Here is a 17769-nt window from a genome sequence, read left to right as displayed (position 1 = left end):
AAACATGGAAAAGAAAATACTGATAACAGGGGGAGCAGGTTTTATAGGTTCTCACATTGCTGAAAGATTTGACAGGGAGAATTATGAAATAATAATAGTCGATAATTTAATCGGAGGAAAAAAGGAAAATATTTTTCATTTAAAAAATGTAAAATTTTATGAAGCTGATATTCGAGATAGAGAAAAACTTGACAAAGTTTTTGAGGAAAATAAAGGGATAAGTTATGTATTTCATGAAGCAGCACAAGTAAGTGTATCCGTATCAGTGGAAAATGTCTATTATGATGCTGATGAAAATGTACTGGGACTTATTAATGTCCTTGATATGTGTAAAAAGTACAATGTAGAAAAAATATTATTTGCAGGAACTGCGGCAGCATATGGAATACCTGAATCAAGTGTTTCATCAGAAAATTCAAAAATAGCCCCTCTTGCTCCTTACGGACTTACAAAAGTTTTCGGAGAACATTATATAAGAATGTATAATGAACTTTTTGGACTGGATTATGTCATATTCAGGTATTCCAATGTTTACGGACCTAGACAAAGTGCACATGGAGAGGCCGGAGTAGTATCTATATTCAATGACAGGATAAGAGCCGATCAAGATGTATTTATAGATGGTGACGGTGAACAAACAAGGGATTTCATATATGTAAAAGACGTAGCTGAAGCAAATTATTTATGTGCTGTGGAAAATGTAAAAAACATTACTCTTAATGTCTCAACAAATGAAAAGACATCAGTGAACGAACTTTTCGGTTATATGAAAAAATATCTTGGATATGAAAAGGAAGCAAATTATAGAGAGCCAAGAAAAGGGGACATTAGAGATTCAAGACTTGACAATACTCTTTTGAAAGCAAATACTTCATGGAATTATAGATATTCTCTGGATAAAGGCTTAAAAGAATATGCAGAATACGATCCTAAATAATCTAAAAATATAATTTTAAAAATACAATAAATCGGGACTTTATTATAAATTGAATTTTATAAAAATCTTTTTCATAAATTAAAACAGTTCTTTAACTGTAAGCAGTATATGTTTTTATAAAAAAATTAAATCAGTGTATTTTATAACTTTTGAGTAATTTTTTAAAATAAGATATTTACTGTTTAAAAAATTTATTTTAAAGATAAAAGAATGGAATAAAATTAATAAGTTATATATTTCTTAATTTATAATTTGTCCCGATATATAGGAACAAAAGAAATAAAATTGGAGGAAAAATGCATTTAAAGGCGTTAGAGCTTTCAGGGTTTAAATCATTTGCAGATAAGACTGTTGTAGAATTTAATAGAGGGATAACATCTATAGTCGGACCTAACGGAAGCGGAAAAAGTAATATTTTAGACGCTATTTTATGGGTGTTGGGAGAACAGAGCTATAAAAACATAAGAGCAAAGGAAAGTTCTGATGTTATTTTCTCCGGAGGCAAGAATAAAAAGGCAAAATCCATGGCTGAAGTAAGTCTTATTATTGAAAATGAGGATAAATATCTGGATATTGATTTTTCGGAAGTAAAAATTACGAGAAGAATATATAAAAACGGAGAAAACGAATATTTCATAAATAATAGAAAAGCAAGGTTGAAAGATATAAATAATCTTTTTATGGATACAGGAATCGGAAAGCAGGCATATTCCATAATCGGACAGGGGCGTGTGGAAAGGATAATAAGTTCCAATCCTAAGGAACTGAAAGAAATTATAGAAGAAGCGGCAGGAGTTAAAAGGGCAAAAATTGAAAAAGAGGATTCCGAAAAAAAACTGAAAGAAGTAAAAAATGAAATAGAAAAAATAACTTATGTAGAAAAAGATTTGGAAACAAGAGTAAAGTATCTGAAAGATGAAGGAATGAAAGCCAGACTTTTCAAGACGTATACTGAAAAAATTGAACTTCATAAACTCATGATTTTGGAATACAATATAAATGAGAAAAAAAATGCAATGGAAAAATATTCATTGGAAAGAGAAGAGTTAAAAAATATTATAGAGGAAGTTCAGAAAAAATTTAATGTAAAACAGAAAGAACTTCAAGATATAAATGAACAACGAGAAAAATTTTATGAAAAACTTGAAGATGAGAAAAATAAAAATTTTGATATTTACAAGGAAATAGAAAATATTAAAAATGAGTATGCAGAATTGAAAAATAAATATTCCAACTTGGAAACCGAAGCTAATGAAAAGCGGAAAAGAAAAGATGTTATAGAAAAGGATATTGTAGAAAAAATTGAAATATTAAATGAATCTAAGAAAGAAATGGATAAAATAACAGATGCTCTTTTGAAAAAGGAAAAAGAAAAAAATGAAGCTGATGAAAAAGTGACACAGCTTAAAAATAAAACAGATTCCATTTTAATCGAATTAAAGGAAAAAACTCAAAAAAACAGAGATTTGGAAGTAGACAGAATAAAAGCAGCCGGAGAAAATGAAGACTTAAAAAAAAGAATATTTACTGCTGAAAATACTAATAAACGTCTGGAAGATGAAAAAAATAAAGTTGAAACTGAATTTAATACTATCAATGAAAAAAAAGGTGAGTTTGAAAAAAAGAAAATTGAAAAAGAAAATAAAAGAAATGCAGTAGAAAATGAAATACGGGATATAAATACTGTAATTGAAGTTTTACATAAAAAATATAACGGATTGAATAAAGAAAAAAATGAACTGAGCTATAAATATGAAAATCTAAATGCAAAAAAACGAGCAAATATTAATATAATTGAAAAAAATGAGACATTTGTCAAAAGTACAAAATATATATTAAATAAAAAAATAGACGGAGTAATAGGGGCCTTTGTAAATCTGATAAATATTCCGTCAGGATATGAAGATGCGATTCAGACGCTGTCAGGAGGATATTTTCAGGATATAGTAGTTACAAATATTGAAATTGGTAAAAAATGTATTGAAGAGCTGAAAATCAGAAAAATAGGAAGAGCATCTTTTTTACCTGTAGAAGGAATAAAAACTTTTAAAGTGAATGATAATCTTCCTAAAAAAGAGGGAGTTATAGATTTTGCGAGAAATATTGTAACATATGATAAAAGTATAGAAAAAATAATACATTTTGTTTATGGAAATTCATTGGTTGTAAAAAATCTTGAAACAGGAACAAAACTTTTGCGTGAAGGATACAATGATAGAATTGTAACTCTTGAAGGAGATATAATAACTTCGAGAGGAAGAATGACAGGAGGACATTCCGTAAAAGGAAAAGACGAACTGTTGGAAAGAAAAAAAGAACTGAATTTAATTACTGAAAGTATGGAGATTATCAGAAAAGAGCAGCAAAGGATAGAAAATGAAGCGGCAAAGACAGATGAAAGGCTGAAACAGGGAGAAGCAAAGAGAAAGGAAAAAGAAGCCGAATACAGGCTTTTTGATAATGAATATAAAGAATTTTTTGAAGAGTATGACAGTTTTACATCAAATTTTAACAGGAAAAAAAGAGAAATAGACACACTTACTTATGAAATAACTGAAAATGAAGATTTTATAAAATTGAAGAATAAAAAAATAATTGAAAATGAAAACATTATGGAAAAAATCCGGCAAGAGATTACAGAAAATAATTTAAAAATAGAAGGATTAAATAATAAACTTGAAAAATCTGAAAATCTGACAATATATATGAAAGAGCTAAGTGAACTGGATAAAGAATATGAAATACTTAAAGTTCGTACGGATAATAACAAGTTAAGATATAAGGAAATAGAGAAAGATTACACTAAACTTATAAATGAACAGACAGATTTAAGTGAATTTGAGACAAAAAGGGAAATTCTGAAAATAGATTTTGAAAAGAAAATTGCCGAAAGAGAAGAAGAAATCAGAAAAAAAAATGATGAAAATGAAAAACTGAATGAAAGAATAAGAGATTTTGAAAAAAACATCAAAGAATATGAAACGATAGAAAGAAATTTCATAAAAGAAATTAAAGATATTGAAGTAAAAATGATCGCTAAAAAAAGTGAATATGAAAAATTATCGGAAAATTTCACAAAAACGGAAAAGGATCTGGAATATTTAAATACTGAATTTGAAAATATTGAAAATCCTCATATTTTCCAGAATGTTGAATATAAAAAAATTGAAAATGAAGTTGAAATGCAGGCAATAAAAAGAAAACTTTCCATGAATGAAAAAAGCAGAATGGAAATAGGAAGTGTAAATCTCGGAGCAATTGACGAATATGAAAGGGAAAGTAAGAGATATAATGAATTGTCGGATCAGAAAAGGGATTTGATCGAAAGCAGAGAATCTCTTCTTACATTAATAAAAGATATTGAAAATGAAATAATTGAAAAATTTTCTACAGCATTTCAAGAAATTAATAAAAATTTTGAATATATGTGTAAGACAATATTAAATGGAGCTAAAGGGGCTATAAGGTTGCTGAATGATGAAAATATGCTCGAAACAGGATTGGAATTAAGTGTAAAGTATAAAAACAAACCCGAGCAGACTCTCCTCTTATTGTCGGGAGGAGAAAAGTCGATGTTGGCGGTATCTTTTATAATGGCGATATTTATGTTTAAACCGAGTCCGTTCACATTTTTTGATGAAATAGAAGCTGCATTGGATGAAGAAAATACGAAAAAAATTGTAAAACTTTTAAACAAATTTATAGAAAAATCTCAATTTATACTTATAACCCATAATAAGGAAACTATGAAAGGTTCTCACAGATTATACGGAGTTACAATGAATAAGGAAATAGGAGAATCAAGAATAATTTCAGTAGATGTATAAGTATGTAAAAATCGAAAGGAGAAAAAATGTTAAGAAAAATATTATTAATTGTAACAGTTGCCATTTTTTCAGTTATGGGAAAGGCTGATGAAACTGATGTATCTAAAATTGCTGAAGATTATCCTTATAAAGGCAATGCAATAATGTCTACAGTTTTAGGTACACCGAGTGAGCAATGGCATAAACTTAAGAATCCGAAAGGTCCTCAAGTTAAAAAATTTAAGTCAAATAAGAGAATTCCTTCTATATTGAGACAATGGGGCGATTATGAATACGGTATATGGAAACAGAAGAAAGAGGCTCCTTTAATGCTCCTCATTTCAGGAACAGGATCATTGTATAACAGTGGATTGTCCATGTATATAGCTAACGTTTTTTATGAAAGAGGGTATAATGTCATAGCATTCAGCTCTACAAGTACAATGCCTTATATAGTAAGTCAAAGTAAAAATAACTATGCAGGCTATGTAAAAGATGAAGTTCCTCATTTGTATGAATTGATGGTAAAAGCCATAGCAGAAGAAAAAAAATCAGGAATGAAAATAAGTAAAATAAATATCGGAGGCTATAGTTTGGGTGGGTTTCAGTCACTGTTAATTCAGGAGTTAGATGTAGAAAAAGGTAAAATAAAAATAAATAAATCTCTTTTGCTTAACACCCCGGTGAGTATTCTTACCGCAACGAAACAGTTGGATAGTTATTTAATCAAAAACGGTATATATGATGCTAAGGGATTGGAAAAGTTTTTTGATAGAATATTCAGTAGAATAATATACGATAAGACAGTAGAACTGAAAGATGTTGATTTTACAAATCTGACTGCAAGTTTGGGAAAACTGAAACTTACCGATAGCGATTTTGAAGCGTTGACAGGGCTTCTGTTCAGATTTTATTCAGCAAATATGACATTTGCAGGAGAAGTATTCAGTGGAAATAAATCAACGGGAAGACTGTCAGATAAAAAAACATATAAAAGATTTGATTCAGTAACAAAGGAATTTCATGAAGGATTATCAGTATCTTTTGATGAGTATTCCAGAGAAATTTTATATCCATATTTGAAAAAATACAAATATCCTGATTTGACAATGGAGCAGTTTGTAAAAGACTTCAGTTTGGATAACAGCCATGATTTTATAGTGAATAATAGTGAAAAAATAATATTTATAACATCAAAAGATGATATACTGATGAATGAAGGAGAATTGGGATACATTGATAAACATTTTAAAAACAAAGTGATAATACCTCACGGAGGACATACAGGAGTATTGTGGCATAGAGATGTTGCTAAATTAATGGTAGATAAATTGGAGGAAAATTAAATATGAAAAATAAAAAGAACAAGTTATTTATGTTAGCTCTTTTGATTACAGCAGCGGGAATTTGTGAAGCCGCAAAACCTGAAGCTCTCATTCCTTATACTGAAAAAAATAATGCATTAATGCAGATGATTGAAAATGAATTAAGTGATGATACATTTGTTAAGTTTACAGACGGAAATATTATTGAGAAGCCGGGAAAAAGTATAGATAAGGTGAAAAAGAATAATATAAAATACAATAAAAAGAATAAAGATAAAGAGCATAACAGTTATATACTTATTGATAAAGATGAATACGGAATTATTGCCAGTAATATAGATATGCTTAATGAAGAATATATTATTTCTGATAAAGTGTTTGATTTAATGACAATAAACGATTCTTTTGAACCTTTTAATAGAAGAATGTATGCTTTTAATACACAGTTTGATAAAAAAGTGGCATATCCCGTTTCGAGGGTATATCAGGCGGTAATTCCGAAACCGGTTAGAAAAGGGATAGCAAATTTTTATAATAATTTTAAGGAAATTCCTACAGTTGTAAATTCACTGCTACAGTTGAGACCGAAAAAAGCATTTAACGCACTTGGAAGATTTGTAGTAAATTCTACAGTAGGGATATTGGGAACAGCCGATGTTGCTTCAAAAATAGGTATAAAAAAAGATTGGGAAACGATGGGAGATACATTAGGATATTACGGGGTTCCGACAGGGTCTTATGTTGTATTGCCTGTAATTGGTCCAAGTACAGTCAGAGATGTTGTAGGAAGTGTACCTGATACTTTAATGGAAGGAGCTGCAAGAAAAGCTGCTGAAAAAGAACTGTTTTTTGATACAGGTGTATTTGATAAAAATGTATATGGATTTACAAGACCTGTAGTAACAGGACTTAATGCACGATCTTTGGTAGATTTCAGATATGGGGATTTAAATTCTCCTTTTGAATATGATTTAGTGAAAGCAGTATTTTATAATTACAGAAAATTGCAGGTAGTAAAATAACTTCTTATTTATTTTTGTTTTAAAAAACTAGATTAGAAAATAAATTTATATTAAAATATTGCCGAAAATAAACTGAAATCTGAAAAATATGAAATTAAAAAATAGATTTTAATGGAATATTACTTTAGCTAATAAAGATTTTAAAATAATTATAATAAAAGAAAATCAAAAAAGTAGAGAAAATAGAATAGCCAGAAAGTTATAAAAATCCAGGAGAAACTGAATATTTTTAATTTCTCTGAATATTATCGGAAAAGAAACACTGACGGGATTAGTTATTTTTTAGTTTTTTTAATTTGTAGTATTTATATATAAATATTACAAATTATAAATTGAAAATAAAGGATGTTATAATTTATGCAATATATTTTATCAGTAATATAATAAGTGAGTGTTCAGACAAAGGAAATATTTCTATATATAATTTTGAAACCTTAGTTATTGCACTGTTAATATTTAGACATATATTCAATATTATGAAAAAGGAGTCATTATTAGTATAAATGAAGTGAAATTATGGAAGAAAAAGAAAGAATTATAAAACTGTGGTTTGATATGTGGCTTCATAAGAAAGATACAGGAATAGATAAAATTTTTTCAGATGATGTTATTTATACTGAAAGCTGGGGACCTGAATATAAAGGAAAAGAAAAAATAAAACTTTGGTTTTATGAATGGAATACACGTGCAGATGTGCTTAAATGGGAAATAAAACAGTTTTTCCATAAAGGAAGTCAAACTGTCATAGAATGGTATTTTAAATGTATAATGAAAAATGACGGAAAATGTGAAGAATTTTCAGGAATGTCTTTAATTCAGTGGAATAGCGAAAATAAAATTTCTTTTTTAAAGGAATTTATGTGCAAACTGAATAATTATGATCCTTATAAAAATGCTGTAAAACCTGAATTTCAAGATAAAGGGAAATAGGAATGTGTCTGATATATGAAAGAATAAAAATGAGGAAAAATAATGAAAATCTATATTTTTTGAAAAAATAAACAAGTTACCGAAAGATAAATAAAATAAATTAATAATATCCGTATTGAATAAATAAATTATAAAAAGGAAATAAAATCATATGAACGATAAAATTAAAATAACGGGAGCAAGAGAACACAATTTAAAAAATGTTGATATTGAAATACCTAAAAATCAGTTTGTAGTAATAACAGGGGTATCAGGAAGCGGTAAATCTTCCCTTGCTTTTGATACTATATATTCGGAAGGACAGAGAAGATATGTTGAAAGTCTGTCGGCTTATGCAAGACAGTTTATAGGGCAGATGCAGAAGCCTGAACTTGATAGTATAGAAGGACTTTCTCCCGCTATTTCCATAGAACAGAAAAGTGTATCTAAAAATCCGAGATCCACAGTAGGTACAATGACAGAAATATATGATTATATGAGACTTTTGTGGGCACACATAGGTGAAGCACATTGCCCTGTTTGCGGTCAGAAAGTAGAAAAGCAGTCATTACAGGAAATTGTGGACAATGTACTTGCCACTACTGAAGAGAAAGATAAATTAATAGTAATGGCACCTGTTGTGACGGAAAAAAAAGGAACACATAAAAATTTATTTTTAAACCTTCAGAAAAAGGGGTTTCAGAGAGTAAGAGTAAATGGAGACATACTTGATTTAAATGACAATATTGATTTGGATAAAAATAAAAGACATAACATTGAAGTAGTTGTAGACAGACTTGTAATTAAAAAGGAAGATAGAGACTTTCTGAGCAGATTGACCGAAGCTGTGGAAACTGCCGGAGGACTTTCAGACGGAAAAATTATAACGAATATAAATGGAAAAGACAGTAAATACAGTGAAAATTTTGCCTGTTCCGAGCATCCTGAAGTAATATTTCCTGATGTTGTGCCTAGGCTCTTTTCATTTAATGCTCCTTATGGTGCATGTGATTCCTGTAATGGATTAGGTTCTAACCTTGAAGTTGATGAAAATAAACTTATAGTTGATGAAAATCTTTCTCTTAGAGAGGGGGGGATATTATTTCCCGGTTCTTCTAATCAGAAAGGTTGGAATTGGGAACTTTTTGAGGCAATGGCAAAAGCACATAAAATAAATCTGGATAAAAAAGTATCTGAACTTACAGATGAAGAAAGAAATATTATATTTTACGGAAGTGATAAACAATTTAAATTTTCATGGTCAGGAGACAGTTTCAGTTATAACGGTAAAAAAGAGTTTGACGGTATTATAAGGAATATTGAAAGACGTTATAGGGAAACAGCTTCAGAATCTACAAAAGAAGAAATAGAAGCAAAATATATGACTGAAAAAACATGTAAAAAATGTAGCGGAAAAAGATTGAAAGATGTTGTGCTTGCAATTACGATAAATGACAAAAACATAATCGACCTGACTGAAGTAAGTGTGACGGAAGCTCTTGAATTTTATGAAAATATACAGCTTACGGAAAAACAGAAACAAATAGCTACAGAAATATTAAAAGAAATAAAAGAAAGACTTTCATTTATGATAAATGTCGGACTTGATTATTTGACATTGGCAAGAATGACAAAAACATTATCAGGAGGAGAATCCCAGAGAATAAGATTGGCAACCCAGATAGGAAGCCGTCTAACAGGAGTAATATATGTTTTGGATGAGCCAAGTATCGGGCTTCATCAGAGGGATAATGAAAAACTTCTCGATGCTTTAAAAGACCTTAAAGATATAGGAAATACACTTATTGTAGTAGAACATGATGAAGATACTATGAGAGAAGCGGATTACCTTATAGATATGGGTCCCGGAGCAGGAATATACGGAGGAGAAATAGTAGCAGCAGGAACTCCGAATCAAGTTCTAAAAAATAAGAAGTCACTTACGGCGAAATATTTGAATGGAAAAGAAGGGATAAAAGTACCTGAAAAACGGAGAAAAGCATCCAAGGAAATAAAGCTGAAAAATGCCAAAGGGAATAATTTAAAAAATGTAACAATTAATATTCCACTTGAAGTGTTTACTGTGGTAACGGGAGTATCAGGAAGTGGGAAATCTACATTAATAAATCAGACACTTTTTCCTGAGCTTCATAACAGATTGAATAAAGGGAAACTTTATCCTCTTGAAAATGGAGGAATAGAAGGTTTGGAAAATCTGGAAAAAGTCATAGATATCGATCAATCTCCTATCGGAAGAACTCCAAGGTCAAATACTGCAACATATACAAAAATATTTGATGATATAAGGGATTTATTTGCACAAACGAAAGATGCACAAGTGCGTGGATACAGTAAGGGAAGATTCTCGTTTAATGTAAAAGGAGGAAGGTGTGAAGCATGCGGAGGAGCAGGGATAAATAAAATAGAAATGAATTTTCTCCCTGACGTATATGTAGAATGTGAAGTGTGTAAAGGTAAAAGATACAATAGAGAAACGTTGGAAGTGCATTATAAAGGAAAAAGTATATCAGAAATCCTCGATATGTCAGTAGAAGAAGCTTATGAGTTTTTTAAAGCTGTTCCAAGTCTGGAAAGAAAGCTTCAAACATTGATAGATGTGGGAATGAATTACATTAAACTTGGGCAGCCTGCTACCACTTTATCAGGAGGAGAAGCTCAAAGGATAAAATTGGCAACTGAATTATCAAAAATATCAAGAGGAAATACTATTTATATTCTTGATGAGCCTACAACGGGACTTCATTTTGAGGATATAAGGAAATTACTTATTGTATTGGATCGATTGGTAGAAAAAGGGAATACGGTATTAGTAATAGAACATAACCTCGATGTAATAAAATTTGCCGATTATATAATAGATGTGGGCCCTGAAGGGGGATACAGAGGAGGTCAAATTATAGCCAAAGGAACTCCGGAGCAAATAGTAAAATCCAAAAAATCTCACACAGGAAAATTTTTAAAAAAATATTTGAAATAAAAAATTGTAATGAACTTTATAAATTGAAGAATATTCAGATAAAATTATAAAAATAAACTAAGAAAAATGAGGTAAAATAAATTATCATTTTCTGAAAAGTTCCCGCTGAACTGTATTTTCAATTAGATGGAATATACGGCAAAGCGGGATTTTAAAAATAGAATATCATACTAAGGAGGAAAAAATGAAGACAAGTTTGATAAAAAGAGTAGTAATTATAATAGTGATTTTATTTGGAATAATATCATGTGATCTTCTTGAAAATAAAATTTTACATATACCGAAAGCAATTATACAAAAGAGAGCAGAACAAAAATTTCCCATAATAAAAAATTTTTTAATTGCACGATTGACAATGAAAAATCCTAAAATAAATTTTGAAAGTGAAAAAATATTTATAGAAACTGATTATGATATTATTGTGCTTGACGGAAAGAGTAAAGGGAAAATATATCTGAGTAGCGGAATCCGTTATGATAAGGAAAAAGAAGAATTGTACCTGACAAATTTATCTGTAGATAAAATTCTTGATGAAAAAGGAAATCAAAGGGCTGATTCCAAAGCGGAAAACATATTAAAATCAATTATAACAGGTTACGTGGAAATGTCTCCTGTTTATAGATACAAGGAAGAAATTATGGAAAAAGAAAAAAATGGTAAAAAAAATAAAGTTAGAATTAAAAATATGTATATAAAAAATGGGAAATTTTATGTAGAAACATAGAAGGATTTCCCCTTTTTTATAGGAATATATTGCCATTTTTTAATTTTTTTAGAAGCAGAAAAAATAATTTGACAGTTTTTTATATTTTTTATAAAGAAGTTTAAAAAATATTTAAACTTCAATTTTACAAATGCTTAAAATGTTCGTTTGATATTAAAAATAAAAAAATTTTTACGATGTTTGGAATAGATAGGATAACTCATCTTTTTCAAAGAAATTAGAAATAACGTAAAATGCAAAATATAAATAAAATTTGATGTTTAAATTAAGTAAAAAAATTATATAATGAAAAAAATAACTTGACCTTTTTTAAAAAAAGGGGTAAAATTATAATATATGAATATATATTCAAACGAATGATTTGAAATCACAAAAAACCTCTGTTTATAGCAATTATTTTATATAAAAAGGATAATTAAGAATAACTGAAGTAGGTAAATAATAAGTTAACATATATTATTTAATTAAATTAAATTATATTTATTGAGGAGGAACAGATATGAAAGCCGTAGTTGTAAATGAAAAAGGTACAGGGGAAGTTCAGATAGTTGAAAGAGAAATACCGAAGGTGGGACCGGGAGAAGCATTGGTTGAAGTGGAATACTGTGGAGTATGTCATACTGATTTACATGTGGCGAATGGAGATTTCGGAAAAGTTCCCGGAAGAATTTTAGGACATGAAGGAATAGGAATAGTAAAAGAGGTATCTCCGGATGTAACGACATTAAAAATTGGTGACAGAGTAAGTATTGCATGGTTTTTTGAAGGATGCGGAGTATGTGAATATTGTACTACGGGTAGAGAAACTCTTTGTAGAACAGTGAAAAATGCGGGATATTCAGTTGATGGAGGAATGGCGGAGTATTGTCTTGTAACGGCCGATTATGCGGTAAAAGTACCTGAAGGATTAGACCCGGCTCAAGCAAGCAGTATAACTTGTGCAGGAGTGACATGTTATAAAGCGATAAAAGTTTCGGATGTAAAGCCGGGACAATGGATTGCTATTTATGGATGCGGAGGATTGGGAAATCTTGCTATCCAATATGCAAAACATGTATTTAATGCTCATGTTATAGCTATAGATATTAATGATGACAAACTGAAATTGGCAAAAGAAGTAGGAGCTGATTATATTATTAATGGTAAAAATGTTGCGGACCCTGCAGCTGAAATCAAGAAAATGTCAAATGGAGGAGCACATGCGGCAGTAGTCACAGCAGTATCCAAAGTTGCATTCAATCAGGCAATTGATTCAGTTCGTGCAGCAGGAAAAGTTGTTGCAGTAGGATTGCCGTCAGAAACAATGGATTTACCGATTGTAAAAACAGTTCTTGATGGAATAGAAGTTATCGGCTCATTAGTAGGAACGAGAAAAGATTTGGAAGAAGCATTCCAATTCGGTGCTGAAGGAAAAGTTGTTCCTGTGGTTCAAAAAAGAGCACTGGAAGAAGCTCCTGAAGTATTTAAGGAAATGGAAGAAGGAAAAATACAGGGACGTATGGTACTTGATATGAAAAAAACATGTGGATGTGGTCATCAACATTAATGAAAATATTTTTAATATGAGGGCATTTGTATTTGCCCTCATATTTTATTGTACAAATAATAATGTTTTTTATTTTATAATAATAAAAAATTAAAAAAATGAAAAATTAATTTTTAAGATAATAAAAATAACATATTGACTATTTTTTTAATTTGGATTATTTTATGTTTTAAGAGTAGAAAAACCTAAAAAAATGGAGTATAATTTTAAACAATAATTAGAATTTTGTATAAAGGAAAAAGAATAAGGAATGAAAAAAAAGAATGAGAAAATAAAGCACGGAAGAGTAATGGATAAATTTTTTAATAACCAGATTAACAAAATTTTTGATGTTCAAAAAGTTGAAAAGTCACTTGGCGAAAAATATCTGATTAACGGACAAAAAATAAAAGATCATAAAAAAGAAATATTAAATGGAACTTTGGAGAGATACTGTATAGATGAAGAATGCGAAATAATAATATTAAAGACAATGGGGAAATTAAAACAGACACTTATTAACCCAAAAGGTACTTACAAAAATATAAGGCTGCTGTATTGTTTTGGTGGAGAGGCTACTTTCTTATCTTTAACTCATGAAGGTATACAAAGAGATTTTTATTTAAAAAAAGGGGAACTTCTTATTCAAAGGGCAAGTAGTGAAATTAATAAATACGAGATTTCGGGAAATAATTTTGAATTTATAACAATAGAGTTTTATCTTGATAAATTAATTTCAAATCTTCTTAAAATAACAGGGTGGGAAAAAATCAAGCAATGGAAAGAGAAAAATTTGAACATATTTGAACCCGGGAATTTTTATTATGGAAAACTGAATATGGAAATAGAAGTTTTAATGAAAGAAATTCAAAATATTACAATAATTAGAAGCATAAACAAATACTTAAATTTAAAAGCAAAAATTTTTCAGCTTTTACCTATGATATTAGATATGCAGACAAATTTAGTAGAAATAATGCCTGTGAGCAGTCTTGAAATTGTAAATAAAACAAAGGAAATTATAAAAAGATATTCAATATCTGAAATGCCCATGATAAAAGATTTATGTAAGATGATGAATATAAGCAGATATCAGCTGCATACATCATTTAAGAAAATAGAGGGAATAAGTATCTCGGACTATATACAAAAGAAAAAAATGGAACATGGGAAATTTCTTTTAAGTTCAACAGACAAAACTATACTTGATATTGCAAATGAAATAGGCTATGAAAATCCGAGTAAATTTTCAGAAGCTTTTAAAAAATATTTCGGAATTTTGCCTAATAAATTTAGAAAAAATATTTAAAAAAAGTTTTAGTATTTTGGATTTTTTTAAAATTAAGATTGTTTTTTGATTATTAGAGGAGAAGAAATAAAAAAATTCAGTATAATAAAAATATATATATAGTCAAAACTAATAAATCTTTATGACAAAAAATACAATTTTGTGAACAGGAAGGAGAAATTAATAAATACTATTGAAATATCTAATGAAAAATATCAAAAAAACAAATGAGTTTTATGAAGAACAGTTAAGTAAATTATTTAAAATAGAAAAAATAGAAAAAGGATTCAGCCAAAAATATTATATTAAAGGAATTAAATCCAAAAATATGACCGGCACATTTGAAAGATATCGTTTAGATAATGAATATGAGCTTTCTATTTTTAAATTGGATGGAAAAATGAAAGAAACTCTTAATAATCCTCCTATTTCTACAAATTTTGTTGAAATTATGTATTGCTTAAATGGTAAATATACATTTACATCAAATTTTGTGAAAGAGAAGAAAACATACAGTTTCAAAAAAGGAGATATTATAATTCATAGAGCGGTAAACGGAATAAAAAAATACGAAATTGAAACGGAAGATCTTTATATGATATCTATTGATGTTTATTTAGATGAAATGATTTCCAATTTTTCAAAAATGAAGAATAGGAAAAAAGCCGATGAGTGGAAAGAAAAGATATTAAATATTCTGAAACGTGATGAAGTTTATTTTATAAAAACAAATGAAGAAATAGAAAATATTTCAAGAGAAATAGAGAATATTTCAATAAACGGCATAAATGAATATTTAAGTTTCAAGTCAAAAGTGTTTCAATTTATTATTTTAATTTTGAATTTGCAGTTTAATTCTATTGAAACTGAAGAAATTATTTCAGAAAATGCAAAAAAGATTTTGGAAAAATATCAGATATCGGAATTACCTAATATAAAAGATTTATGTAAAATAATGAAAATAAGCAGATATCAGTTACAAAGAGCCTTTAAAAATGCTGAAGGAGTAGAAATAGTAAAATATTTAAGAAAAAAGAAAATGGAATATGCAAAAACAATGTTACTGACTACGACTAAAAGTATACTCGAAATTTCAAATGAAGTGGGATATGATAATCCAAGCAAATTTTCGGAAACCTTTAAAAATTATTTTGGAATGTTGCCGAATAAATATAGAAAAATGCATTACATAGATCTGTTATAAATTATAAAAATTTAAAGAAAGGTAATTAATTATTGTATAATTCTATATATAATAATTTAAAATAACATATTGGAATGAAAAAAAGAAAAGATGAATTTTATGGTAAAATATTAGGGAAAATTTTTGAAATAAGAAAAGAAGAAAAAGAATTTAGTGAAAAATATCATATTGCAGATAAAAAATCTAAAGAATTAAAAGGAATACTTGAAAGATATTATTTTGAAGGCAAATATGAAATGTCCATTATAAATTTTAAGGGAAAGGTAAAAGAAGTTTTTGAAACTACGAAAGATTTGGTTAATTATTTTGAAATTATGTATTGTTTAGGTGGAGAATGTACTTTCTATTCTGAATACGATGAATACGAAAAAAAATATCATGTAAAAAAAGGTGATGTAGTAGTACACAGGATAGATGACAAAGTGAAAAAATACAGGATAGATAGTCAAGACTTTGAATATCTGTCTATTGATATTTATGTAGATAAAGTGGCTTCAAACTTTACAGAAATGAATAAAAAGTCTGTAAAATGGAAAGAAGATATAAATGATATATTCAAAATTAATGAATTTCGTTTCGGAAAAACAAGTGAAGAAACTGATTTGTTGTCAGAAGAAATAAAAAATATATCTGTAAAAAATATGAGTGATTATTTGTTTTTAAAATCAAAAGTATTTCAGTTGATTACAGCAATTTTTATTTTACAGTATAAAAATCCTGAAAAAACAAATAAAATTATAATTGACAGAACAAAAGCCGTTCTGGAAAATTATAAAATAGCAGAATTACCTTCCGTAAAAGAATTATGTGAAACTTTGAATATTAGCAGGTATCAGTTGAAAATGGCATTTTTAAAAGCAGAGAAGATAGAAATAACAAAATATTTAAGAAAGAAAAAAATGGATTATGCGAGATTATTACTGTTAAATACAGATAAGAGCATATCCGAAATAGCAACTGAGACAGGATATGAAAATCCAAGTAAATTTTCAAAATCATTTAAAAATTATTTTGGAGTATTACCTAACAAATATAGAAAAATTAATTGAAAATATTATAAATAAGACTGTTTCATTAAGATATGAAAATAAAATTAGATTATAAATTTTATGTATTTTGATAAAAACTAATGAAATACTGAAGTTTGGTTTTTAGTATGTACTATTTGTAATTATAGAATTATTTTTGATTTATGATACAGTCATTTTTTATTAATAAAAATCCAAAATTTAAAAATAAAATTTTTTATTTTGGATTATTTTTTTAAAAATAAAGGAGAAAAATAATAAAAAACTAATTATAATAAAAGCAATGTAAAAATTTTTTATTATAGATTAAAATTCTTTGAGTACTTTTGAAATATTTTCATGATAAAAACAAATGATAATTTACTATATTTAAAATAAAATTTTATAAATTATTTTAAGAAAATTTTTGAAATAATAAAGAATTAAAAAATATATGAATTTTTAATAAAAAAATATAAAAATAGATTATTTTTACTAACAAATATGCCGATATTATCATTAGTAAATTGTTTGACATTTCAAAGAAAGTCTAATTTAAGAGAGTGGCAGCAAAATTTAATGTTTTTCTTAAAAAGGAAGCGCAGGAGATGAGTGAACTTGAAATGATATTATAGGTAATGAATTAAGTCTTGTGAATGTTGATTATCTCTCTCATACTTCCAATAACCGGATTCTAAACAAATTTATAAATTTTGCTAGTGCTAGGAAGATTGATTTAAGATGAGATATAGACAAAATAAAAAATATTTAAGGAGGAAAAATGAAAAAGACGGTAATAGCGGGAATACTTGCAATAAGTGCATTGATTATAGCGGATAGTGCAAAAGATGTATTAAGAAAAGCAAGAGAAGATTATTATAAGCAACAGAGAGAAATGACAAGACCTGTAAAAGAGAAGAAGGTTTCTGAAAAGAAGATGAAAAAAGAGCAGAGCACATCGGGAGAAATGTTGGAAGAAAGTGTGATATTGGAAGAAGAAAGAGTAGAAGAAGTAAAACCTAAG

At 28.1% G+C, this 17769-nt stretch carries 11 protein-coding genes and 1 pseudogene; all 12 read left to right on the top strand.

The genetic code is table 11. The features are described from left to right. The first annotated feature begins 4 nt into the window (after positions 1 to 4). On the top strand, positions 5 to 937 hold the full coding sequence (locus EII29_RS09535; protein ID WP_125237302.1) for an SDR family NAD(P)-dependent oxidoreductase: 933 nt from the start codon (positions 5 to 7) through the stop codon (positions 935 to 937). A gap of 296 nt (positions 938 to 1233) precedes the next feature. Beyond that, positions 1234 to 4764, top strand: coding sequence for a chromosome segregation protein SMC (gene smc / locus EII29_RS09530; RefSeq protein ID WP_125237301.1), 3531 nt, complete (start codon positions 1234 to 1236; stop codon positions 4762 to 4764). A 26-nt stretch (positions 4765 to 4790) separates the two neighbouring features. Further along, complete coding sequence (locus EII29_RS09525) at positions 4791 to 6089, top strand: alpha/beta hydrolase (RefSeq protein ID WP_125237300.1); 1299 nt, start codon at positions 4791 to 4793, stop codon at positions 6087 to 6089. A gap of 2 nt (positions 6090 to 6091) precedes the next feature. Beyond that, positions 6092 to 7090 carry a VacJ family lipoprotein gene (locus EII29_RS09520; protein ID WP_125237299.1) on the top strand — a complete coding sequence of 333 codons (999 nt, stop codon included), beginning with the start codon at positions 6092 to 6094 and terminating at the stop codon, positions 7088 to 7090. Between the two features lie 516 nt (positions 7091 to 7606). Beyond that, entirely contained in the window at positions 7607 to 8020 is a 414-nt protein-coding gene (locus EII29_RS09515) for a nuclear transport factor 2 family protein (protein ID WP_125237298.1), read from the top strand. Positions 8021 to 8171: 151 nt separating this feature from the next. Then, positions 8172 to 10997 (top strand): excinuclease ABC subunit UvrA, encoded by a 2826-nt coding sequence (uvrA, locus tag EII29_RS09510; protein WP_125237297.1) that lies wholly within the window; start codon positions 8172 to 8174, stop codon positions 10995 to 10997. Between the two features lie 184 nt (positions 10998 to 11181). Next, on the top strand, positions 11182 to 11721 hold the full coding sequence (locus EII29_RS09505; protein ID WP_125237296.1) for a DUF1439 domain-containing protein: 540 nt from the start codon (positions 11182 to 11184) through the stop codon (positions 11719 to 11721). Between the two features lie 499 nt (positions 11722 to 12220). Beyond that, positions 12221 to 13267 carry an alcohol dehydrogenase AdhP gene (adhP, locus tag EII29_RS09500; RefSeq protein WP_125237295.1) on the top strand — a complete coding sequence of 349 codons (1047 nt, stop codon included), beginning with the start codon at positions 12221 to 12223 and terminating at the stop codon, positions 13265 to 13267. 250 nt (positions 13268 to 13517) lie between these two features. Then, positions 13518 to 14555, top strand: coding sequence for an AraC family transcriptional regulator (locus EII29_RS09495; RefSeq protein WP_125237294.1), 1038 nt, complete (start codon positions 13518 to 13520; stop codon positions 14553 to 14555). Positions 14556 to 14739: 184 nt separating this feature from the next. Continuing rightward, on the top strand, positions 14740 to 15738 hold the full coding sequence (locus EII29_RS09490; RefSeq protein WP_125237293.1) for an AraC family transcriptional regulator: 999 nt from the start codon (positions 14740 to 14742) through the stop codon (positions 15736 to 15738). Positions 15739 to 15812: 74 nt separating this feature from the next. After that, entirely contained in the window at positions 15813 to 16787 is a 975-nt protein-coding gene (locus tag EII29_RS09485; protein WP_125237292.1) for an AraC family transcriptional regulator, read from the top strand. 739 nt (positions 16788 to 17526) lie between these two features. After that, a pseudogene (locus EII29_RS09480) lies at positions 17527 to 17769 on the top strand (hypothetical protein); the annotation flags it as partial.

It is taken from the genome of Leptotrichia sp. OH3620_COT-345, assembly GCF_003932895.1.
Classification (GTDB): Bacteria; Fusobacteriota; Fusobacteriia; order Fusobacteriales; family Leptotrichiaceae; genus Pseudoleptotrichia.
This window is presented reverse-complemented; position numbering and strand designations above follow the sequence as displayed.

What these genes read in the sequence shown, in the direction of transcription:
- EII29_RS09505 (WP_125237296.1), top strand. Translation starts at nt 11,182, where the DNA reads ATGAAGACAAGTTTGATAAAAAGAGTAGTAATTATAATAGTGATTTTA.
- EII29_RS09525 (WP_125237300.1), top strand. Translation starts at nt 4,791, where the DNA reads ATGTTAAGAAAAATATTATTAATTGTAACAGTTGCCATTTTTTCAGTT.
- uvrA (WP_125237297.1), top strand. Translation starts at nt 8,172, where the DNA reads ATGAACGATAAAATTAAAATAACGGGAGCAAGAGAACACAATTTAAAA.
- EII29_RS09495 (WP_125237294.1), top strand. Translation starts at nt 13,518, where the DNA reads ATGAAAAAAAAGAATGAGAAAATAAAGCACGGAAGAGTAATGGATAAA.
- EII29_RS09520 (WP_125237299.1), top strand. Translation starts at nt 6,092, where the DNA reads ATGAAAAATAAAAAGAACAAGTTATTTATGTTAGCTCTTTTGATTACA.
- smc (WP_125237301.1), top strand. Translation starts at nt 1,234, where the DNA reads ATGCATTTAAAGGCGTTAGAGCTTTCAGGGTTTAAATCATTTGCAGAT.
- EII29_RS09490 (WP_125237293.1), top strand. Translation starts at nt 14,740, where the DNA reads ATGAAAAATATCAAAAAAACAAATGAGTTTTATGAAGAACAGTTAAGT.
- EII29_RS09515 (WP_125237298.1), top strand. Translation starts at nt 7,607, where the DNA reads ATGGAAGAAAAAGAAAGAATTATAAAACTGTGGTTTGATATGTGGCTT.
- EII29_RS09485 (WP_125237292.1), top strand. Translation starts at nt 15,813, where the DNA reads ATGAAAAAAAGAAAAGATGAATTTTATGGTAAAATATTAGGGAAAATT.
- EII29_RS09535 (WP_125237302.1), top strand. Translation starts at nt 5, where the DNA reads ATGGAAAAGAAAATACTGATAACAGGGGGAGCAGGTTTTATAGGTTCT.
- adhP (WP_125237295.1), top strand. Translation starts at nt 12,221, where the DNA reads ATGAAAGCCGTAGTTGTAAATGAAAAAGGTACAGGGGAAGTTCAGATA.